19 protein-coding genes are annotated in these 22,109 nt (G+C 56.5%); 10 read left to right on the forward strand and 9 right to left on the reverse strand.

From position 1 onward, the window contains the following. Positions 1-45: 45 nt before the first annotated feature. Together RUESEDTHA_RS19650 and RUESEDTHA_RS19655 are read right to left on the reverse strand one after the other, a co-directional pair. The gene (locus tag RUESEDTHA_RS19650) at positions 46-1,104 is read right to left on the reverse strand and encodes an ABC transporter ATP-binding protein (RefSeq protein ID WP_180888362.1); all 1,059 of its coding nucleotides are present in this window, start codon (positions 1,102-1,104) and stop codon (positions 46-48) included. Continuing rightward, positions 1,101-1,907: an IclR family transcriptional regulator gene (locus tag RUESEDTHA_RS19655; RefSeq protein ID WP_180888363.1), complete on the reverse strand. Its 807-nt coding sequence runs from the start codon at positions 1,905-1,907 to the stop codon at positions 1,101-1,103. Before RUESEDTHA_RS19655 ends, RUESEDTHA_RS19650 begins: the two co-directional genes overlap by 4 nt. A gap of 139 nt (positions 1,908-2,046) precedes the next feature. Here RUESEDTHA_RS19655 and RUESEDTHA_RS19660 point away from each other — a divergent pair, with 139 nt between their 5' ends. From RUESEDTHA_RS19660 to RUESEDTHA_RS19705, 10 genes are all read left to right on the forward strand, one after another. Next, positions 2,047-3,306 carry an ABC transporter substrate-binding protein gene (locus RUESEDTHA_RS19660; RefSeq protein WP_180888364.1) on the forward strand — a complete coding sequence of 420 codons (1,260 nt, stop codon included), beginning with the start codon at positions 2,047-2,049 and terminating at the stop codon, positions 3,304-3,306. 94 nt (positions 3,307-3,400) lie between these two features. After that, a complete protein-coding gene (locus RUESEDTHA_RS19665; protein WP_180888365.1) occupies positions 3,401-4,324 on the forward strand; it encodes a carbohydrate ABC transporter permease in 924 nt (307 codons plus the stop codon). A 1-nt stretch (position 4,325) separates the two neighbouring features. Beyond that, positions 4,326-5,174, forward strand: a complete 849-nt coding sequence (locus RUESEDTHA_RS19670) for a carbohydrate ABC transporter permease (protein ID WP_180888366.1) — start codon at positions 4,326-4,328, stop codon at positions 5,172-5,174. A 22-nt stretch (positions 5,175-5,196) separates the two neighbouring features. Further along, the gene (locus RUESEDTHA_RS19675) at positions 5,197-6,537 is read left to right on the forward strand and encodes an alpha-glucosidase/alpha-galactosidase (RefSeq protein ID WP_180888367.1); all 1,341 of its coding nucleotides are present in this window, start codon (positions 5,197-5,199) and stop codon (positions 6,535-6,537) included. A gap of 13 nt (positions 6,538-6,550) precedes the next feature. Beyond that, positions 6,551-8,260, forward strand: a complete 1,710-nt coding sequence (locus tag RUESEDTHA_RS19680; RefSeq protein WP_180888368.1) for an IlvD/Edd family dehydratase — start codon at positions 6,551-6,553, stop codon at positions 8,258-8,260. Beyond that, positions 8,260-9,027, forward strand: a complete 768-nt coding sequence (locus tag RUESEDTHA_RS19685; protein WP_180888369.1) for an SDR family NAD(P)-dependent oxidoreductase — start codon at positions 8,260-8,262, stop codon at positions 9,025-9,027. The genes RUESEDTHA_RS19680 and RUESEDTHA_RS19685 overlap by 1 nt, the downstream gene beginning before the upstream one ends. Before the next feature lie 4 nt (positions 9,028-9,031). After that, positions 9,032-9,925 carry a 2-dehydro-3-deoxygalactonokinase gene (locus RUESEDTHA_RS19690; protein ID WP_180888370.1) on the forward strand — a complete coding sequence of 298 codons (894 nt, stop codon included), beginning with the start codon at positions 9,032-9,034 and terminating at the stop codon, positions 9,923-9,925. After that, positions 9,922-10,527: a 2-dehydro-3-deoxy-6-phosphogalactonate aldolase gene (locus RUESEDTHA_RS19695; RefSeq protein ID WP_180888371.1), complete on the forward strand. Its 606-nt coding sequence runs from the start codon at positions 9,922-9,924 to the stop codon at positions 10,525-10,527. The genes RUESEDTHA_RS19690 and RUESEDTHA_RS19695 overlap by 4 nt, the downstream gene beginning before the upstream one ends. Beyond that, positions 10,524-11,384, forward strand: coding sequence for an SMP-30/gluconolactonase/LRE family protein (locus tag RUESEDTHA_RS19700; protein WP_180888372.1), 861 nt, complete (start codon positions 10,524-10,526; stop codon positions 11,382-11,384). The genes RUESEDTHA_RS19695 and RUESEDTHA_RS19700 overlap by 4 nt, the downstream gene beginning before the upstream one ends. Then, positions 11,381-13,300, forward strand: a complete 1,920-nt coding sequence (locus RUESEDTHA_RS19705; protein ID WP_180888373.1) for a beta-galactosidase — start codon at positions 11,381-11,383, stop codon at positions 13,298-13,300. The genes RUESEDTHA_RS19700 and RUESEDTHA_RS19705 overlap by 4 nt, the downstream gene beginning before the upstream one ends. A 38-nt stretch (positions 13,301-13,338) precedes the next feature. On the opposite strand, the gene RUESEDTHA_RS19710 is transcribed toward RUESEDTHA_RS19705, so the two are convergent. The 7 genes from RUESEDTHA_RS19710 to RUESEDTHA_RS19740 all read right to left on the reverse strand — a co-directional run bounded on the left by RUESEDTHA_RS19710 (position 13,339) and on the right by RUESEDTHA_RS19740 (position 22,105). After that, on the reverse strand, positions 13,339-14,598 hold the full coding sequence (locus tag RUESEDTHA_RS19710; protein ID WP_171123311.1) for an ABC transporter permease: 1,260 nt from the start codon (positions 14,596-14,598) through the stop codon (positions 13,339-13,341). Then, a complete protein-coding gene (locus RUESEDTHA_RS19715) occupies positions 14,595-15,515 on the reverse strand; it encodes an ABC transporter permease (protein WP_171125111.1) in 921 nt (306 codons plus the stop codon). The genes RUESEDTHA_RS19710 and RUESEDTHA_RS19715 overlap by 4 nt, the downstream gene beginning before the upstream one ends. A gap of 12 nt (positions 15,516-15,527) precedes the next feature. Continuing rightward, positions 15,528-16,640, reverse strand: coding sequence for an ABC transporter ATP-binding protein (locus RUESEDTHA_RS19720; RefSeq protein ID WP_180888374.1), 1,113 nt, complete (start codon positions 16,638-16,640; stop codon positions 15,528-15,530). Between the two features lie 118 nt (positions 16,641-16,758). Beyond that, complete coding sequence (locus tag RUESEDTHA_RS19725; RefSeq protein WP_171123318.1) at positions 16,759-17,883, reverse strand: extracellular solute-binding protein; 1,125 nt, start codon at positions 17,881-17,883, stop codon at positions 16,759-16,761. Between the two features lie 316 nt (positions 17,884-18,199). Further along, positions 18,200-19,288 carry an ABC transporter ATP-binding protein gene (locus tag RUESEDTHA_RS19730; protein ID WP_180888375.1) on the reverse strand — a complete coding sequence of 363 codons (1,089 nt, stop codon included), beginning with the start codon at positions 19,286-19,288 and terminating at the stop codon, positions 18,200-18,202. A gap of 3 nt (positions 19,289-19,291) precedes the next feature. Beyond that, positions 19,292-20,947, reverse strand: coding sequence for an alpha-glucosidase (locus RUESEDTHA_RS19735; protein WP_180888376.1), 1,656 nt, complete (start codon positions 20,945-20,947; stop codon positions 19,292-19,294). Between the two features lie 9 nt (positions 20,948-20,956). Further along, on the reverse strand, positions 20,957-22,105 hold the full coding sequence (locus RUESEDTHA_RS19740) for a carbohydrate ABC transporter permease (RefSeq protein WP_180888377.1): 1,149 nt from the start codon (positions 22,103-22,105) through the stop codon (positions 20,957-20,959). Positions 22,106-22,109: the final 4 nt, after the last annotated feature.

Genomic DNA, 22,109 nt, shown 5'->3' on the forward strand with positions numbered 1-22,109 from the left:
CTGGTGCATCGGCGCGTTTCTTTGCTGGACCCGACAATATGTATGTTACCGAAGTCTTCCACCCGTTTCGGGGTCAAACAACATGGCACGTTCCGGGCGAACTTTTATGCCGATCCGTTCGCCCTGCTTGCTGCGCTGATCTTCGCGCTCTTCGACGATCAGTTTGTCGCCATTCGGGGTCAACAGGTACGAATAACTCACGCCGCCCAGTGCTTCTGTCAGATCGACCGAGCAAGTATCACCCGACCGATCAACTTCGATATGCTCGGGCCGGATGCCCAAAGTGACCTTGGCCATACCTTGGGGCACAGCCACGCTCATCTCGAGTGGCTCGGCCAAAGCGGGATGCAGGATCTTGCCGTCCTTGAAGTCACATTCCAGAAAGTTCATGGCCGGAGAACCGATGAACCCGGCGACAAAGCGGTTATCCGGATCGCGGTACAAGTCCATTGGCGCGCCGACCTGCTCGATCCGGCCGTCGCGCAAGACCACGATCTTGTCGGCCATGGTCATGGCCTCGACCTGGTCATGGGTCACATAGATCATCGTCGCGCCGATCTCGTTGTGAAGGCGCGCAATTTCAACACGCATCTCAACACGCAGTTCCGCGTCCAGATTGGATAAGGGTTCATCAAACAAAAAGACCTCGGGCCCACGGACAATCGCGCGACCGATGGCGACCCGCTGACGCTGACCGCCCGATAGAGCTTTGGGCTTACGCTTGAGATACTGATCCAGTTTCAGGATGCCCGAAGCCTCCTGCACTTTCTGGTCGATTTCGGATTTTGCCACGCCATTCATACGCAGCCCGAACCCCATATTCTCGGCAACTGTCATGTGGGGGTACAAGGCATAGGTCTGAAAAACCATCGCAACGCCCCTCTTGGCCGGGTCCATATGCGTCACGTCCCGCGCACCGATATGGATTTGCCCTTCGGACGTTTCCTCAAGCCCCGCAATCATCCGAAGCAGCGTGGACTTGCCGCATCCCGAAGGCCCGACAAATACACAAAACTCACCATCTTCGATTTGCAGATCAATACCGTGAATAACCTGCGTTTCGCCGTAGCGTTTAATCGCCTGGTTCAGAGTTACACCCGTCATGTCGCTTGCTTCCTGTCGCTATCGGTGTTTGGGCCGGCTTCTGGGAACCGCCACGCTTGTACTTCGGCACCTATCTGTTCGGCCACGCGGCGAACTCGGGGTACCCATGTTTCCAGTTGGTTGAAATTCATGCGCTCGGTGCTTCCCGTCACCGAGATTGCCCCCAACATCCGTCCGCTTGCCGTTAAAATTGGGCAAGCGACGCAAATGATTCCGGGCTCGTGTTCTTCGTCATCAATCGCATATCCGCGCTCGCGTATCAGGTCGAGGTCGGCCCGCAAGGCATCTTCGGATGCCAAGGTTTTATCCGTGAACCTATGATAGCTTTGCTGTGAGACCGCATCATCCAATGCATCGCTTGCAAGATACGCCATCATCGCCTTGCCAACACCTGTGCAATAAGCGGGGCCGACCTTTCCGGCTTGTGAATACATCTCGATCGGCTGCGTTGCATTGCGTTTATCAACATACAGCACCTGACCGGAATCCATCTGGGCCAGATGCACGGTTTCGCCCGTCTCGCGGCTAAGAGCATCCAGAAACGGCCGCGCAATTGGCGCAAGCGAGCTTTGCGTCCATGCCGAATGGGCCAACCGGACCAGACGCAATCCCGGCATATAGGTTTGCCGGTCCGGGTCGTATGACAACATACCCTGATTGGTCAGGGATTGCAGAAACCGATATAAGGTTGCCTTGGGAAATTCACTGCTATCCAGCAGCTCTGCAAATCGAACAGGGCGCTGAAACGCAGCGACCTGATCCAGCACGTCACATGCTTTGCCTATTGTTCCGTCACCTGCCACGAGCGTTCTTTCTCCTCCCATTGATCCATCGGCATCCGCACGAGGGTCTTGACAAGGCTAACCGATTCGATGTGTAGTTTTCAATATATAAAACTAGGTTTCAATATTTGGAACCAAATGGAAGCTAAGGGAGGAAACTATGCATTCCATTTACAAGCGCACGACGGCTGCGCTGGCCATGAGCGTTGCACTCGTTGTTCCAGCCTATGCCGAACTGACTGGTGAGCTGCGAATCTTTCTTGATACGTCCAACCCTGCGCCGCGCGCGACGATGGAAGCGATGATCGACCGTTTCGCGGAACAACATCCCGGTCTGGAAATCGAAACCACGGTTATCGACCGCGAGGCATACAAGACCCAAATTCGGAACTTTCTGACCGCCGACACGCCCGATGTCGCGACGTGGTACGCCGCCAACCGTATGAAACCCTATGTCGAGGCCGGCCTGTTCGAAGATGTGTCCGACCTGTGGGCCGAGCCTGAGATCGCCGAAAACCTCGCATCGACCAAGGGTGCAATGACCATCGACGGCAAGCAGTGGGGCGTGCCCTATACCTACTATCAGTGGGGTGTATACTACCGCAAAGACATCTTTGATGAGCTGGGCCTGTCCGAGCCGACCACTTGGGAAGAAGAACTGGCAAACTGCCAGAAAATCGTCGATTCAGGCCGGGCCTGCTATACGATCGGCACCAAGTTCCTTTGGACCGCGGGTGGCTGGTTCGACTATCTGAACATGCGCACCAACGGCTTCGACTTCCATCAGCAACTGGCCAATGGTGAGGTGAGCTGGGAAGATGACCGCGTCAAACAGACCTTCGCGAACTGGAAGCAACTGATTGATATGGGCGCCTTCATCGACAACCACCAGACCTATAGCTGGCAGGAAGCCCTGCCCTTCATGGTCAACGGTGAAGCGGCCGCCTACTTGATGGGTAACTTCGCCGTCGCGCCGCTGCGCGAGGCGGGCCTCAGCGACGATCAACTTGACTTCTACCAGTTCGTGGCCATCAACCCCGATGTTGAATTGGCAGAAGACGCACCAACCGATACGTTCCACATCCCGTCGAACGCATCGAACAAGGAAGCCGCACGCGAGTTCCTGCGGTTCGTTGTTTCGGCTGATGAGCAGACCGAAATCAACAACGGCTCGAACCTTGGTCAACTTCCGGTCAATGCCAAGTCTTCGGTCGATAACGACAAATTCCTGAACCAAGGCTTCGAGATGCTTTCGTCGAACAGCCCCGGTGGTGTGGCCCAGTTCTGGGACCGCGACGCTCCGGCGGAAATGGCCAAGGTGTCGATGGAAGGTTTCCAGGAATTCATGGTCAAGCCTGACAACGCGGACAAGATCCTCGCAAAGCTCGAGCGCGCACGTCAGCGTATCTACGACAACTGATCCGGCATGGGCCGGGCGAACGCCCGGCCTGCGTCACCCTCAATTGTAGGGCGGGCTTCAGCCCGCCTTCACCCCACCAGACCCGAGATACCCCATGTCCGCTGTCGACACCCCGGAACAAGAAAGCTGGTTCCACCGAAATCAACAACGCATTGCGCCCTGGCTGTTTCTGGCCCCTGGCCTGTTGTTTTTCATGGTCTACGTGATCATACCGGTCTTTCAGTCCTTCAATTTGTCACTTTATGAATGGGACGGGCTTGGCTCGGCCGAATATGTCGGGTTTCGCAACTACGAAGACCTGTATTGGGAATGGGTCGACCGGGATGCGTTCTTTGTATCACTCAAGAACAACCTGATTTGGCTGATCCTCTATCTGGCGGCTATTCCCGCGGGTTTGTTCATCGCTCTTTTCCTGAACCAGACGGTTTGGGGCATCCGACTGTACAAGTCTTTGTTTTTCTTTCCCTTCGTCATTTCTCAGGTCGTTGTTGGGCTGGTTTTCACATGGTTCTATGACCCGACATTCGGGCTGTTGAACGAATTCCTCGGCGTCTTCGGCATCGAACCCCTGAATGTTCTGGGGGATGAGCGGTTCGTCACATACGGCATCATCTTCGCGGGCCTCTGGCCGCAGACGGCGTATTGCATGATCCTTTATCTGACGGGCCTGAACGCCGTGGACCCCGAACAGATCGAGGCCGGACGTCTGGACGGCGCTAAAGGCGCGCGCATGTTATGGCACATCATTCTGCCGCAACTGCGTCCTGCCACATTCATTGCCTTTGTAGTGACAATCATCGGCGCGCTGCGGTCCTTCGACCTGATCTCGATCATGACCCAAGGGGGGCCGTTCGGATCATCCCGCGTGCTGGCCTATTACATGTTCGAGGTTGCGCTGTCCGAATATGGTTTCCGTATGGGCTACGGCGCGGCCATCGCGGTGATCCTGTTCCTGATCATGCTCTGCTTCATCGCCTATTTCCTATGGTCGATGTACCGCGAAGAGAGAGGGCACTGAGATGTTTCCCAAACCTATCGAAAAGCAATCTCGCGCGGCGCAGATTTCGTATCAGGCCATGTTGCCGCTTGCCCTTTTGTTGTGGCTGGGGCCGTTGCTGGCTGTTGCTCTGTTCTCGGTCAAACCGGCTGCGGATTTTACCAATGCGAACTATTGGGGCCTACCGTCCAGCTTTGAAGGTGCGTTCAACTATGGGCAAGTCTTCTTCAACTCGGACATGCCGCGGTATCTGCTGAACTCGTTCCTGATCACAATCCCAACGGTGATCGGGGCCGTTGCTCTTAGTTGCATGACCGGGTTTGCGCTGGGGATTTACAAGTTCAAATCGAACCTATGGATTTTCTTCATGTTCGTGGCGGGTAATTTCGTACCGTTCCAAATTCTGATGGTTCCGGTGCGCGACTTGACGCTGCAACTGGGTCTGTACAACACCAAAACCGGCCTTGTCCTGTTTCACATCGCGTTCCAAACGGGCTTTTGCACGCTGTTCATGCGTAACTTTATCCGCGCTCTTCCGTTCGAGTTGATCGAAGCGGCCCGGGTCGAGGGCATCAGCGAATGGCGCATCTTCTGGTACGTCGTCCTCCCACTGATGAAACCGGCGATTGCAGCGCTCAGCGTTCTGATCTTTACCTTCATCTGGAACGATTACTTCTGGGCCGTCGTCCTGACTCAAGGCGCTGAAAGCCAACCGGTTACCGCAGGGATCACTAGCTTTAACGCCCAGTTTCGCGCCGCCTATCAATTGATGAGTGCCGGTTCCATCGTCGCGGCCCTGCCGCCGGTCGCAATGTTCTTTCTAATGCAGAAGCATTTCATCGCGGGATTGACCCTCGGTGCTGTAAAATAACGCCAAGCCAAAGGTTTGCAAAATGACCAAGATTGCATTCGTTGGAGCAGGCTCCACGATTTTCATGCAAAACATCGTAGGTGATGCGCTGCTTACCCCGTCCCTGTCGGACAGCCACTTTGCGCTGATGGACATCGACCCAGAAAGGTTGGCTGAAAGCGAAGCCGTAGCCAAGGCCATGATCCGGTCGGTCGGGACAGGCGCGACGGTCACCACGCACACAGACCGACGAGCGGCGCTTGACGGCGCAGATTTTGTGATCACCGCGTTTCAGGTGGGCGGCTACAACCCCTGCACGGTCACTGATTTCGAAATCCCAAAACAATACGGCCTGCGCCAAACCATCGCCGACACGCTGGGCGTTGGCGGCATAATGCGTGGTCTGCGGACCGTTCCTGTTCTCTGGGACGTCGCGCAAGACATGATGCAGCTTTGCCCCAACGCGACGTTGCTGCAATACGTCAACCCCATGGCCATCAACACCTGGGCGCTGGCCGAACAATTCCCAGCCTTAAAGCACGTGGGTCTGTGCCATTCGGTCCAGAACACGGTCGAGGAACTGGCCCATGATCTGGACCTGCCCAAGGATGACATCCGATACAAGGTTGCAGGCGTAAACCACGTCGCCTTCTTCTTACGGCTTGAACACAAAGGGCGCGACCTTTACCCGGCGCTTCGTCATGGCTATGCCGGAGGGCAGATTCCCAAAGGTCCGTTGTTGATGCCTCGGTGTCCGAACAAGGTGCGATACGAAGTGATGGATCACTTGGGTTATTTCTGCACCGAAAGTTCGGAGCACCTGGCCGAGTATGTCCCTTGGTTCATCAAAGAGGGGCGGCAGGACCTGATTGACCAGTTCGGGATTCCATTGGACGAGTATCCGACACGTTGCGAAGAACAAGTCGCCAATTGGAAGGAACAGGCCAAAACGCTTACCGATGGCCGCAACATCGAAGTAAAGCGCAGCCATGAGTTTGCCGCCGATCTGATGAACGCGATTGTCACCGACACGCCCTATGTGGCCTATGGCAACCTGCCCAATACCGGACAGATTCCGCAATTGCCGCTTGGCGCAGCTGTTGAAACACCCTGTCTTGTAGACAGCAATGGTGTTCAGCCATCCGTTGTGACGGATATACCGCCGCAACTAGTTGCCCTGATGCGCACTCAGATAAACGTGCAGGAACTGACCGTTCGGGCTTTGGTCGAACAAAATCCACAGTTCATTTATCACGCTGCAATGATGGACCCGCATACAGCCGCCGAATTGGATTTGCGCCAGATCCGCAATCTGGTCAGCGATCTTCTGACAGCACATTCCGATTGGCTGCCCGACTGGTGCCAACCCGCCAAAGCCGCTTGAAAGGGCAAAGCTAATGACCAAGAAACGCCGCTCGGAACACTGGTACGGAAAGCTGGACAAGGACGGATTCATTCACCGCTCGTGGATGAAGAACCAGGGTTTTCCTGATCACGCTTTTGATGGCCGCCCGGTCATCGGCATTTGTAACACGTGGTCCGAACTGACCCCATGCAACTCGGGCCTGCGTGATCTGGCCGAGGGTGTCAAACGCGGCGTGTGGGAGGCCGGGGGCTTTCCGGTGGAATTCCCGGTCATGTCGCTGGGCGAAACGCAGATGAAGCCAACCGCAATGCTGTTTCGCAACCTTCTGGCCATGGATGTCGAGGAATCCATTCGCGCCTATGGTATCGACGGTGTCGTCTTGCTGGGCGGCTGCGACAAGACCACGCCGGGGCAGTTGATGGGCGCGGCCTCGGTCGATCTGCCGTCCATCGTGGTCAGCTCTGGCCCGATGCTGAACGGCAAGTATCGGGGGCAAGACATTGGTTCGGGCACGGATGTCTGGAAGTTCTCAGAAGCCGTGCGTGCCGGAGAGATGACCCTGCAGGATTTCATGAACGCTGAATCCGGCATGTCGCGCAGCGCAGGTGTCTGCATGACAATGGGCACGGCCTCAACCATGGCTTCATTGGTCGAGGCGATGGGGATGAGCCTGCCCACCAACGCCGCCCTGCCCGCCGTTGACGCTCGGCGCATGGCGCTGGCGCATCTCACCGGCAAACGAATTGTCGAGATGGTGGACGAAGACCTGAAACCGTCGGACATTCTGACAAAGGAAGCGTTTGAAAACGCCATCTTGACCAACGCGGCGGTCGGCGGATCGACCAATGCGGTCGTGCACCTGTTGGCTCTGGCAGGTCGTGTCGGAGTGGACCTGACGCTGAAGGATTTTGAGATCGGGTCAGACATTCCCCTGTTGGTGAACTGTATGCCCTCGGGCCAATACTTGATGGAAGACTTCTGCTACGCAGGCGGTGTTCCGGTGGTTTTGAACGAATTGAAACCCTTCCTACGACCCGCGAAAACCGTGCTGAACAAAGATATCTCGGCTCATTACGAAGGGGCTGAGTGTTTTAACCGCGATGTGATCCGCGGCTTTGATGATCCCGTGAAACCCGCAGCTGGTCTGCGTGTACTGCGTGGCAATCTGGCGCCCAACGGGGCGATCGTGAAACCCTCGGCCGCAACAGATGAATTGCTTGAGACCGAAGCTGAAGCCTATGTATTTGAAAGCATCGAAGATCTGAAAGCCAATATTGACCGCGAAGACCTGCCGGTCACACCCGACACAATTCTGGTCCTCAAGGGGTGCGGGCCCAAGGGGTATCCGGGGATGCCCGAGGTGGGCAATATGCCGATCCCAGCCAAACTGGTGAAAGACGGTGTGCGCGACATGATCCGTATCTCGGACGCGCGCATGTCTGGCACGGCTTTCGGCACCGTCATTCTGCATGTCAGCCCCGAAGCACAGGCGGGTGGCACGCTGGCGCTGGTCAAAACCGGTGACCGCGTCCGTGTATCAGCCAGTAAGGGCGAGCTGGAACTTTTGGTTGACCAAACCGAGCTGGACGCACGCCGCGCAGCGTGGCAACCGGACGACCCGCACTACACCCGTGGTTACGCGAAACTTTACATTGACCACGTCTTGCAGGCCGATCAGGGCGCGGACCTTGATTTTCTAGTCGGCAAAGACACCCGCCTAGTTACCAGAGAGAGCCATTGATGGATCAACCAGCCACATTTCACGACCTGAACGGGGCCACTGTCTACATCACCGGCGGCGGATCGGGTGTTGGCGCGTCGCTGACCGACGGGTTTATGGCTCAGGGTGCAAACGTCGCCTTTATAGGCCGCTCAGACGCCAGCGAATTTGTCGAACAGATGCGCGAAAAACATGGCCGTGCCCCCTTGTTTATGCAGGGCGACATGACGGATACCGAGTTGCTGCACGCGACGATGAACAAAACGGCCGAGGCATATGGCCCGATCAGTGTTTTGGTGAATAACGCCGCGAACGACAAGCGCCACTCTCTTGAAGAAACCACAACCGAATTCTGGGACTGGATGATCGAGGTGAACCTGAAAGCATATTACTTTGCCTGCCAGGAGGCCGCCCGGCAGATGCAAAACAAGGGCGGGTCCATCATCAATTTCAGTTCGATCAGCTACATGATGGGCAACGCCGGTTATCCAATTTATACAACCTCAAACGCCGGTATTACCGGGATGACCCGGTCGCTGGCGCGTGAGCTTGGGCCGCAGAATATCCGGGTAAACGCCCTGGCACCCGGCTGGGTGCTGACGCAAAAGCAGTTGGATATGTGGGCAACCCCTGAGGATCTGGCCGCGCATCTGGACCGGCAATGCCTCAAGGAACACCTGACGCCAGACGACATGATCGAACCAACCTTGTTTCTGGCCTCGCGGGCCAGCGGTGCGATGACAGGTCAATGCATGGTTGTCGACGGTGGCGTGGTGGTGACGGGGTAATGCAATGAGCGTCGATTGGATCGCAGCAGACTGGGGAACCTCTCATCTACGGGTTTGGGCAATGCAGGGTGAAAAAATCCTGGATCAAGCCGAATCCGACAATGGCATGGGCCGTCTGAGAAAAACCGAGTTTCAGCCTGCACTGTTGGAACTGATCGAAGACTGGCTGGGCGGCACGACAACCGACGTTGTCGCGTGCGGTATGGTCGGGGCAAGGCAAGGCTGGGTCGAGGCCCCCTATTCCACTGTTCCTGTTGCCCCTCTTCCGTCGGCCCCAATCCGTGTGCCCGACACGGATCCACGCATTCGGACGTTTGTTGTGCCGGGGTTGAAACAAAACGCTCCTCCAGATGTCATGCGCGGTGAAGAAACCCAGATCGCCGGATTTTTAGCTGGCCGCCAAAACTGGGACGGCGTCCTCTGCCTGCCGGGGACCCATACCAAGTGGGTGCAGATCAGTGCCGATGAGGTCGTCAGTTTCCGAACGTTCATGACCGGTGAATTGTTTGAGCTTTTGCGCGGACAATCGGTTCTAAGGCATTCGGTCGGCGAAGGCTGGGACGACGTCGCCTTTGCCGAAGCGGTCACGGACACCTTGTCGAAACCGGAACAGCTTGCAGCACGATTATTTGGCTTACGGGCCGCTGATCTGTTGCGCGGTGAAGATCCCGGTGTGGCACGGGCACATCTTTCAGGGTTTCTGATTGGCGCGGAACTTGCGGCGACACGCCCGTACTGGCTGGGTCAGCAAATTGCGATCATTGGCGCGGAAGGCATCGCAAAGGTCTATGAAAGCGCCCTCAAGCAACAAGGTGCTCTTGTTGAGACTGTTAACGCAACCCAATCCACATTGGCGGGTCTGTTTCAAGCCCGCATGCTGACGAGGCAAACTGTATGAGCCGCCCTATCATTGCCATCCTTCGTGGACTGCAACCCACCGAAGCAGCCGAAATCGGACATGCCCTGATCGAAGCAGGCATTGACCGGATCGAAGTTCCGCTGAATTCACCCGACCCGTTAGACAGTATCTCAATTCTGGTTGAGAAGTTTGGCGATCAGGCATTGATCGGAGCGGGAACCGTTCTGACATCCCAGCAAGTAAACGATGTGGCCCGCGTTGGCGGAAAGCTTGTCGTATCGCCAAACTGCGACCCCGAAGTCATCCATCGCACGGTTGAACTGGGCATGCAGAGCTGGCCCGGAGTTTATTCTCCAACCGAAGCCTTCACCGCGCTCAAGGCGGGCGCGACAGGGTTGAAACTTTTTCCCGGTGTAATGGCTGGGCCCTCTGGCCTGGTGGCATTGCGTCCGGTCCTGCCTGCGGGATCGTTAATCTTTGCTGTGGGCGGTGCCGGCCCTGAAAATTTTGCCGAATGGATCAAGGCCGGTGCAGACGGTTTCGGCATAGGCTCTGCGCTGTTCAAGCCGGGTCTGTCGGTGCAAGAGGTCGCCGACCGGGCACGGCAGATCGTATCAGCTTATGACACGGCCGCCAGATGAGCCCGGTTTTTGACAATCGCCCCTGCGAATTGGGCGAGGGACCGTTATGGCACCCCGAAAGGCATCAGCTTTTCTGGTTCGACATCATCAACAAACGCATGATGTCGCAAGTGGACGGCGAACAACTTCGCTGGGATTTCCCGGAACATGTTTCGGCCGCGGGATGGGTGGATGAGAACACCTTACTGATTGCGTCTGAAACCGGGCTGTGGCGTTTCGATCTGTCATGTAACACGAAAGACCTTGTCATGCCGTTGGAGGCTGACAATCCTGTCACGCGATCAAACGATGGCCGCGCCGACCCTTGGGGCGGTTTCTGGATTGGCACGATGGGTAAAAGCGCCGAGCAGGGTGCAGGCGCGATCTATCGCTATTGGCAAGGTGAATTGCGACAGCTTGTTCCCAATATCACGATCTCGAATGCCATTTGTTTCGCACCGGACCGGTCTTATGCGTACTACACCGACACAGTGACCAAACAAGTTATGCGTTGGGCGCTAAATGCCGAAACCGGATGGCCCGAGGGCGAAAGCACTGTTTTCCTCGATCTGCGGGTGGACGGTTTGAACCCCGATGGCGCAGTTGTGGATACAGAAGGGAATATCTGGATCGCGCAATGGGGCGCGCACCGGGTGGCGGCGTATGACGCTGATGGGCAGTTCCTAATAGCCGTGGCCTTTCCCGCTGCACATGTCTCATGCCCGGCATTTGGCGGCGCAAACCTAACCACACTCTATTGCACAACCGCGCGGGAGGGTTTGGATCAAACCACTCTCTCACAACACCCCTCGAACGGAATGACCTTTGCCGCGACTGATGTCGCCAAAGGGCAACCAGAACACAGAGTCATCCTATGAAGCCAGAACTTGGCGTTTGTTACTATCCCGAGCATTGGCCCGAGGAAATGTGGGCGGACGACGCCCGACAGATGATCGAAACCGGGCTGAGCTGGGTTCGGATCGGTGAGTTCGCCTGGAGCCGACTGGAACCAACCGCAGGCGACCTGCAATTTGACTGGTTGGACCGCGCTGTTGAAACACTCGGGTCGGCCGGGCTTAAGATCGTGATGGGAACACCAACAGCGACGCCGCCAAGATGGATGCAGGAAAAACACCCCGACATGTTGGCGATTGACGCGCAGGGGCAGCCGCGGAAGTTCGGATCGCGCCGACATTATTGTTTCAGTCACAAAGGGTATGTTGCCGAATGCGCCCGTATTGCCCAGATCATGGGCGAGCGTTACGGGTCTAATCCCCATGTCGCCGCTTGGCAGATCGACAATGAATTCGGCTGCCACGACACGACACTCAGTTACAGCGACCCTGCCCTGCGCGCCTTTCAAAGCTGGCTTGAGGACAAATACGGCACCATTGATGCGTTGAACTCTGCCTGGGGTAATGTCTTCTGGTCGATGGAATATGACGGGTTCGATCAGATCGACCTGCCAAATCAGACCGTGACGGAACCAAACCCCGCGCATGTCCTGGCCTTTCGTCGGTTCAGTTCCGATCAGGTGGTAAAGTTCAACAAGGCGCAGGTCGATGCTCTGCGCCCTCTGACAAAAGCGCCCCTATTGCACAACTACATGGGGCGCACGCTGGAGTTTGATCACTTCAAAGTCGGGGCAGATCTGGATATCGCCACATGGGATAGCTATCCCATCGGGTTCCTGTCAGACAGGCTTGAGGCTGATGAGGCGCACAAAACCGCCTTTCTGCAGCAGGGTGATCCCGACATGCAGGCGTTTCATCACGACCTTTATCGCGCGGTCGGGCACGGGCGCTGGTGGGTCATGGAACAGCAACCGGGTCCGGTGAACTGGGCACCGTACAATCCGGCACCTCTGCCGGGGATGGTGCGGCTCTGGTCGCTTGAAGCGGTAGCTCATGGCGCCGAAGTGGTCAGTTATTTTCGGTGGCGGCAGGCTCCGTTTGCCCAAGAACAGATGCATGCAGGATTGTTAACGTCGAACAACAGACCTGCACCGGGCTTGTCCGAAGCACGGCAAACTTGTGATGTGTTGTCCCAACTGGGCGAAGTCCAACACTGCAAGGCCGATGTTGCCATCCTTTTCGACTATGCGTCTGACTGGGCGTGGGCAACTCAACCACAAGGCGCTGGGTTCGATTACTTCCGCCTGGTGTTCTCGGCCTACCGCACCCTTCGGCGCGCCGGACTTTCAGTCGATTTCCTATCCTCGGACAACATTCCCGAGAACGCTTACAAAGTGATCCTTGTGCCGGGTCTGGCCAGTGTGGACACCGACCTTGAAAGACGCTTGAGCAATGGATGTGATCTGGCCGTCCTCGGCCCGCGCACAGGGGCGATCACGCCGGATTTCCAAATTCCGAAAACAGGACGCCCAGGCTTGTCGGGTTTGGACTGTGATGTTGATCTGGTTGAGACGCTACCCCCGTCGATAAAGCGCAACGTCGACGGTGGCGGCGCAGCCCAGCACTGGGTAGACCGTTTGTCCGGGTCAGCGCCCGATCTGCTGACCTTTGAGGATGGCACCTCTGCCCTGAAAGGTGAAAATGGGTTTTGGTATCTGGCGGGCTTCCCGGACGAGGCGCTTTGGGATCGCGTGATCAATACGGCATCGCAACAGGTGGGATTGGCGCTGCACCCGATGCCCGACGGTCTTCGTCGGCGAGACACCAAGAGCCATACGTTCCTGATCAACTACAACGCAACACCCGTGGAATGGAACGGAATAAAGATCAACGCGTGCGACGTTGCCATACTGACAAAAAACGCGCCCGAAGAGGGGTAACCTCTCCGGGCGCAGTCGGCCTTTGTCAGGCTTTACAGTTATTCAGACTTAAGGCTGTTTGGGTCGAATACGCCACCAAATCCACCGTTATTTGCCGGTGGCGTTTCGGTATCCTGGCTTTCTTCTTCACCGCTGCCCAATGTGTTCGGCGCGAACACGTTGCCAAAGCCGCTGTTGTTTGAAGGTTTCGGCGCAGATTGCCCCGCATCGCCTTGTTCGGCCTCTTCAGCTTCGCGCTTCTTGCGCTGTTCCTCGCGCTGCTTGCGCAGCTCTTGGATACGCTGTTCGGCTTCCAGACGTTTTTCCTCTTTGACATTAGCAATGCACTGGGCCGGGTTGTACGCGGTTGCGGTGCCGACCACGGTAATCGTGGCGACGGCGAACACGACCAGAAGCACGGCGGCCATGTTGCCTGCAAAGAAGCTGGGCAGTTTGATTTTCCCCGCCAGTTCCTCGACCGTGGCATTCTTGCGCGCGGCTGCAACCAGTTCCTGCCGTTTCAGCTTGGCCTCGTTCAGCAGGGCAAAGAACACGGTCAGCGCCACGATGATGAAGGCCAGGGCCGAGATCGACGGCGTGATGCCATAGCGTACCTTCTGCGCCAGTTCGATCGTCAGTGTCGGGTATTCGCCAAAGGTAAAGGTGGTTGTGTTGTAGTTCTCGAACGATGCAAGGAATGCCAGCACAGCCGCCGATGCGATCGCAGGCCGCATGAAAGGCAGCAGGATCTTGCGAAACGCCTGTGCGTGGGTCGCACCAAGGTCCAGAGCGGCCTCGGTTAACGCCATGTCATAGCGTTGTAACCGCGCCACCAGAACCAGCATGCAGTAGCTTGCGATAAAGGTGGACTGACCGATCACTGTCAGGAAAACCCCGTTTGACAAAACGCTATCTGCGCCCAGCCCCAGCATCCGATTGATCCGGTCCCAGAATACAAGCGTCGAGATACCCAGAACCACGCCCGGTATCAGGATCGGGGCAATGATGATCGTGTAGTAGGTCGCGCGCAGCTTGGGCCATATCTGAGTCAGCATCAGCGCACCCGCCAGCCCCATCGCCACCGACAGAACGACCGTTCCTGCACCGATGATCAGCGAGTTCTTGATCCCGTTCAGGATACGCTGGTCCTGAAACAGATCCCCGAACCACTGAAAGGTCAGACACTCCCACGGCGTCATCCGCGGGAAAGCCGAGGAATTGAACGCCGTAACCGACATGATCACAAGCGGACCAAGCAGGTAGAGGAAGAAAAGGGCCAAGTAGACCCAGATGCTTACACGAAGGAAAGAGAGGTTCATTTCCCGATATCCCCCATGTTCACCTTGAACAGACGCATGACCGCCAGAACGAACAAGATGCAAGTCACAAGCAGCACAATCGCGTAGGCGGCACCTTGCGGCCAGTCATTGTTGTCATTGAACTGCTGATAGATCAGTTGCGTGAACCACAGGCTGGACGGGCCGCCCAGAATCTGCGGCGCAGCAAGGGCGCCAGCGGACAGCATGAAAACCATCGTACAGCCCGAACTGATGCCCGGCTTGGCGTAGGGAATGACCACGCGCCAGTGAATCCTCCACCAAGGTGCGCCCAGATCGCGCGCCGCCTCGATCTGGTTGTGATCGAGACTTTCGATCACGTTGTAGATCGGGAAGATCATCAACAGGATGTAGGCGTATCCAAGACCCGCATAGAGCGCGATGTCATTGCGGATAAAGTCAAAGGGCGTATCCCAGATCCCCAGCCCCATGAACAGGGTGTTCAGAACCCCGGTTTCGCCAAAGATGATCCGCAACGCAAAGGCCCGCAGGATTTCGTTGATCCAGTAAGGGATGATCAGCATGATCGCGAAAATGCGGATGTGACTGCCCTTGGATTGCCCCAGATAGTAGGCGATCGGATAGCAGATGATCAGGTTGAATATGGTCACGCAGACCGCTGCAAGCAGCGTCCTGAAGAACACCCTGAGGTCGACCGAATTGTAGTCCTGAGATCCCCCTTCCGGGCCATAAATCAGGTATTTATAGTTCTCGAGCGTGTAGACGTCCTTTGGTCCGCCAATTTCCGGCGGTGGCAGGTTCGGGCGGAACGAAAAGTCGAGCATCGACAATTGAGGCAGGATAATCAGGCCGATGGTCCAGAACAGGACCAGCCCCAATATCGCCAGCCCCATCCCGGTGCCGTTGCGATTGAAAAACTCTTTGAGGAACTTGGGCATGTGTCCGACCCTCTATTCCGCAGCCAGTTCACCCGCCGGGACCAGAACCGCGTTATGGGTCTCGTATTCCAGCGTGATGTTCTGTCCGGTGTGGTCTTGGAAGGACTGTCCGTGGTTCGGGATCGACACTTTGATCTCTTTGCCGCCTTCACCTTCAGTGAAGATGTTGAACACGTTGCCCTCGAACTCTTCGTGATTGACCCGCGCCGTCACGAAATGGTTGCCAGATGCACCTTCGGCCGCAATGGCAAAAGCCTCGGGGCGAATGAACATCATCGCCTCATCGCCTTCTTTCATCTTGCCTTGATTGGCCGAGGATATCCGCGCCACCAAATCGCCAGAGCGGTTGGTGGCGATCAGGGCCTCGGTCCCCATGATCTGTTTGATCTTTCCTCGGAACACATTGTTTTCACCAACAAACGAAGCTGCAAATGCCGTGTTAGGATCGTTGTAAATCGTCTTGCCGTCAGCGATCTGGTCAATCACTCCAGCCCGCATGACAGCAATGTTGTCCGACATGGTCAGAGCTTCGCCCTGATCGTGCGTGATGTAGATGAACGTGATGCCGACCCGTTGCTGAATCTCTCGCAGTTCCGTCCGCATGTGCTGGCGCAGTTTGAGATCAAGCGCCGAAAGGGGTTCGTCCAGCAACAAAACGTCAGGTTCTGCGCATAACGCACGCGCGATTGCAACGCGCTGGCGCTGTCCGCCTGACAATTCGCTGGGCAGCTTGTCGCCCTGACCGGGCAACGCAATCATGTCCAGCAATTCATCCGCGCGTTTGCGCCGCTGAGAAGCGCTGGCGCCTTTTATCTCCATCGAAAACGTTATGTTCTCCCAGACCTTCATCAAGGGAAACAGCGCAAGATTCTGAAAGATCAGTGCGGTTGGGCGTTTGTTCGGCCCGATGCCCCGCATGTCGTTGCCACCGATCAGGACCTTGCCTTCGCTTGGGTCCAGAAAGCCCGACACGGCGCGCAAAATCGTTGTTTTGCCACAACCAGACGGCCCGAGGAACGAAAAGAAATCGCCACCGTTGATATTCACATTGGCATCCCTAACGGCGACGAAGTCACCGAAACGGATCCAAAGGTTCTCAAGATCTACACCGACCCCAGCACTCATTTTTGGTATCTCCGTCTGGTGCGTTTGCTATGCGCACCCAATTAGCGTCCGCTGCACCTTGACGGTGCGCGGTTTGATTACCCTTCGCCGAGTGGCGAAGGGTATGGGTTCATCGCGATCAGGCGCTTTTGAACTTGTTGACGAACTCGGTCCGGGTTTCCGCGTACCATGGGGCCTCAGCCGGCCATGGGTTCAGATTGGCCAGAGAGTCGCCCGGATATGCTTCGGCGAAGTTCTTCTTGTAGGTGTCGCCGGAATACTGATCGGCACCCAGAACAGGCGAGTTATAGCCATGGCTGTCAATCGCGACACCGGCCGGTTTTGCCTGGTACGCAAAGTCGATAAAGGCGTAAACCTGTTCGATATTGGTCGCACCGGTCGGCATTGCCATCCCGTCAACCCAGGCCATCGCACCCTCGACCGGAGCCTGATAGTGCACCGGCTCACCCGCCGATTTCAGCGCCAGCGGCGGACCATCCCAAGTTTGACCAACCACTACGCCTTCGTTCAGCAGACCATTTTTCTGGGTATCCGCGTCGTTCCAGATCAGCTTGATCCGGTTCTTACGCTCAACACACCAGTCGGTGATCTGACCCCAGACTTTACGCATGGTGTCTTCGTCACCATAGGCCGCCCAGACAGAGCCCGGCTCCATCTCGCCAGCACGCTCCATATACAGACCCGCACCCAACATCATTGAGTGTGCGCGGCCCATGGTCTTGCCTGCGTTTTCTTCGGACCAGACGTCGCCATAGGACGGCGCGTCCCCTTCGGGCAGCCACAGGTCGGTGCGATATGCGATCCCTTCGGTGCCCCAGATATGCGGCAACCAGTGAACACCGCTATCTGCAAAGTTCCAGGCATCTGTGCCGATCGCAGCCATCGCCGGGTTGACCAGATCAATCGGCACCTTGTTCATGTCAAAGGGCTGCAACAGTTCCAGTGGCTCCCACTGCAGGGACCGGTTGTTGGTGGGCGAGACAATGTCAAAGCCCTGACCCTTGGTCGCCTTCATCTTGTTGATGATTTCTTCGTTCGACCCGATACCGGTATAGTTCACCTTGATCCCGGTCAGAGTTTCGAACTCTTCCAGGAAACTGGGCGGCAGGTAGTCAGACCACATCAGAATGTTGATCTCACCCGATGAGGCAAGCGCGCTTTTGCTGTAAAGAGGTGCCGCCAACGCCGCCGCGCCCGCACCTTTCAGTACCGTCCGACGGGACAGGTTTTGGTGTTTAGTCATAGTCATATCTCCCGTTGTAGATCCGTTTTTTTGTTTTTGTGGATACAGGCTAGACCTTTGCGATCCGGCTGTCAGTCCAAAAGTGACAGTTCCCAGTTTTCATAAGTCCAGTTTGAAAACGATGTGCCCCTCACATGCGGTGTATCGCAATGAAACAAAGGGGCTGATGCGGATAAATTAAAATAGCGTAATGCGCCCCCAAAGTGGGCGCACCGCGTGTTTGCCATTTATTTTGGCGACGACGGTTCTGGTGACCACTTGAACGGGATGGAACCGCGTTCTGATCGCAGGTGCGATTCTATAACCAGCACAGATATCAGGGCTTTTTCCGCATGGTTGAACCATTGTGGAACAGATGCACCTTGTTAGGGTCGGCTGAAAGGGCGACAATCTGCCCCCGCATGTTGCGCTGAATGCCTTGCAATTTTGCAATTACGGACTCGGCCCCTGTACGGTTTTCGAAATACAGCAAGGTGACCTCTCCCAAGGCTTCGGTGAAATCCACCACCCCCTGAAAGGCGGCATCCGCGTCGCTTGGAACAAAATCCTCGGGCCGGATGCCGACATTCACATGTTTGCCCAGATCCCCGGCTTCGGTCGCAATACTGCTGGTGACGGTTCCGCCAGCCTCCAACTCGACAACAGTTGTTTCGCCCGTTTGTGCAATGACGCCCGGCAGCAGGTTCATTGAGGGCGAGCCAATAAACTGGGCGACGAATTCGTTGTCTGGGGTCTCATACAGTTCCAACGGAGTACCGACCTGAGCAATCCCCTTGTTGGCCAGAACCACGATCCGGCTGGCAAGCGTCATCGCTTCGACCTGATCATGCGTCACGTAGATCATCGTACTGTCGGGCATCGCCTCTTTCAGACGCGCAATTTCGATGCGCGTGGCCACGCGTAGGGCCGCATCAAGGTTAGAAAGCGGTTCGTCAAACAAATAAACCTTGGGATCACGCACGATGGCCCGGCCGATGGCGACCCGCTGACGCTGCCCACCCGACAGCGCCTTGGGCAAACGATCCAGAAACGGTTCAAGCTGAAGAATACGCGCGGCGCGCTCGACAGCGGCATTGACTTCGTCGGCGGGCAGTTTCGCGATTTTAAGGGCAAAGGCCATATTCTCGCGCACGGTCATATGAGGATAGAGGGCATAGCTTTGAAACACCATTGCAATACCACGTTGTGCCGGTGGCACATCGTTCATGACCTGACCTTCGATCTCGAGCGTTCCGCCCGAGATTTTCTCCAGCCCCGCAATCATGCGCAACAAGGTGGACTTGCCGCATCCAGACGGTCCTACGAAAACAATCAACTCGCCGCGTTCGATGTCGAGATTGATATTCTTCAGGACATCAACAGTGCCATAGGTCTTTGCGACATCCGTGAGATTGAGCTCTGACATGACCTACCCCTTTTCCCGAGCCATCAGACAGAATTGAGCAGCGCCGAGAGTCAGATTTCCCGACCCGCCGACGCCGCCCAACTCCTCCCCGATAACGCGCCATTGGCCTTCGGGCATGACGACCTCTGCGGGGTCTGCGCCCAGATTGAAGGCACAGAACACCTGTTCCGCTTGATCTTCACGCACGAAAGTAAGAACCGAGCCGGACTGGACCATCTGAACTTGCGCCCCCGACATCAAAGCCGAATGCGCGTGGCGCAGCGCAATCGCCAGGCGGTAGTGGTGCAACATCGATTTGGGGTCCTGCTCCAACCGGTCCACAGCGCGCTCGGCTTGCGACGAACTGACCGGAAGCCAAGGGCGCCCTTTGCTGAACCCAGAGTGTTCGTCCTGCGCAGCCCAGACCATCGGCGTGCGGCACCCGTCGCGGCCTTTGAACTCGGGCCAGAATTCGATGCCATAGGGATCTTGCAGATCCTCAAAAGCCACATCCGCCTCGGGCAGGCCCAGTTCTTCACCCTGATACAGGCAGGCCGAGCCCCGCAGGCACATCATGAGAACCGCGTGTTGCCGGATGGCCGCGTCGCTTAGCCCCCAGCGCGAGGCGTGCCGCTGCACGTCGTGATTCGAAAAAGCCCAACAGGGCCATGCATCGCCGGCCTTGTCCTGTAACTGGTCAAAGACCTGTTTGGCGTATGACGCGGTCAGGGCGCGCTTTTCCAGAAACTCGAAGGCATAGCACATGTGCATTCGCTTTTCGCCGGTGGTGTATTCGCCCATGATCTCAAGCCCGCGCTGCGCATCACCAACCTCGCCCAGACAGGCGCGGCCGTCATATTGGTCGGTCAGAGCACGCAGGCGTTCAAGGAAGGCGATATTCTCTGGTTGGCTTTTGGAAAAAAGGTGATCTTGATGGTTATAAGGGTTCACCATCGGTGCGATTGAGGCATTGCGTTGATCCATCGGCAGGCCGGGATTGTCGCGCAACTGCTGATCGTGGAAGTAAAAGTTGATCGTGTCCAGCCGGAACCCATCGACCCCCAAATCCAGCCAGAACCGGGCCACGTCCAGCAAGGCGTCCTGTAAGTCAGGGCAATGGAAGTTCAAATCCGGCTGGGAGGTCAAGAAGTTGTGCAGATAATACTGCAATCGCCGCGAATCCCACTGCCAGGCCGAGCCGCCAAAGATCGACAGCCAGTTATTAGGGGGCGTTCCGTCCGGCTTCGGGTCGGCCCAAACATACCAGTCGGACTTAGCGTTCTCGCGGCTTGCGCGGCTTTCACTGAACCATGGATGCTGATCCGAGGTATGTGAGAGCACAAGGTCGATCATCACTTTCAAACCATGACCATGCGCCTGATCCAACAGGTCCTTGAAATCCGACATCGTTCCGAACATCGGGTCGACATCGCGGTAATCGCTGACATCGTACCCAAAGTCCTTCATCGGAGACTTGAAGAACGGTGAAATCCAGATTGCGTCGACGCCAAGCGAGGCGATGTACCCCAGCCGTTGCGTGATCCCCTTTAGGTCGCCAATACCATCGCCATTGCTGTCCTGAAAGCTGCGGGGATAGATTTGGTAGATCACGCCGCCGCGCCACCAGTCAGGCGGTGTTTGGGTTACTTTTGTTGTATCTACAGTGTTCTGCACGTTCATCAGGCGCCTCTATTTAACAGATCCGGCCAGCAGGCCCCGGACCAGATATTTTTGCATTGCAAAGAAAACGATCAGCGGCACCGCAATCGACACAAACGCCGCCGTCGCCAGAATTTCCCAGTTGCCGCCCCGCGTGCCCAACAACTCGACGATCTGGTTTGTCATGACGGTTGTCTGACCCGACGCGTCGATCAAAAAGACTTTGGCGACCAGCAGATCATTCCATGTCCACAGGAACTGGAAGATCGCGAAAGAGGCCAGCGCCGGGAAACTGAGCGGCAGGATCAGTTTGGTGAAGATCTGGAACTCGGTCGCGCCATCAACCCGCGCGTTCTCGATCAGATCACGTGGAAGACCGGCCATGTAGTTCCGTAGCAGATAAATCGCCAAGGGCATCCCGAACCCGGTATGGGCCATCCAGACGCCCAGATATCCTTTGCCGATCCCGATATTCAGATGGAATTTCAGCAGCGGGATCAGCGCCAGTTGCAGCGGAACCACCAACAAACCAACGACCGCTGCGATCAGCAAGGCACGGCCCGGGAAGTCCATCCACGCCAGCGCATAGGCCGCAAAGGCCGCCACCAGAATGGGAATGATCGTCGCCGGGATGGTCACAGTCAGCGTATTGAAGAACGCCCGCCCCATGCTGTCAGAGGAATCTTCGGCCAACAAAACCTTGTGGTAATTGGCCAACGTGAACTCGGGTGGCAATTCTGCGGTCACGAATACTCGGGCACCCCGGCTGCCAGTGAATTCTTCCGAATTCTCCATTCGGTAGTTACCTTGCGCATCCACGGTGATTGTTCCACCCCGACGCAGCTCAGCGGTATCACCCGGAACAAACGCATCCACGGCCCGAGAACTGACACCCCATTGAGAGATCATAGCCGACGTCCCCGCGTCGAACAGATTACCTTCGATCACGTAAATCCCGTTTTCCAGAACCTGTGTGTCCGGCGGGGCGGACCGCAAAGTCAGGTTCTGTTCGGACGGGAAAAGGGATTTCCACCAGCCGCTTGTGGCAATTTGATCGGCCGTGCGAAAAGACGAAATCAACAGCCCAAGTGTTGGCACAACCCAAAGTACGACCAGAAATATGACCGAGGCATGGACGACCCAGCGTAGCGCTGGTTTGGTTCCTGCAATATCGCTCATTGCC

Source organism: Ruegeria sp. THAF57, from assembly GCF_903914075.1.
In the GTDB taxonomy this organism is placed as follows: Bacteria; Pseudomonadota; Alphaproteobacteria; order Rhodobacterales; family Rhodobacteraceae; genus Ruegeria.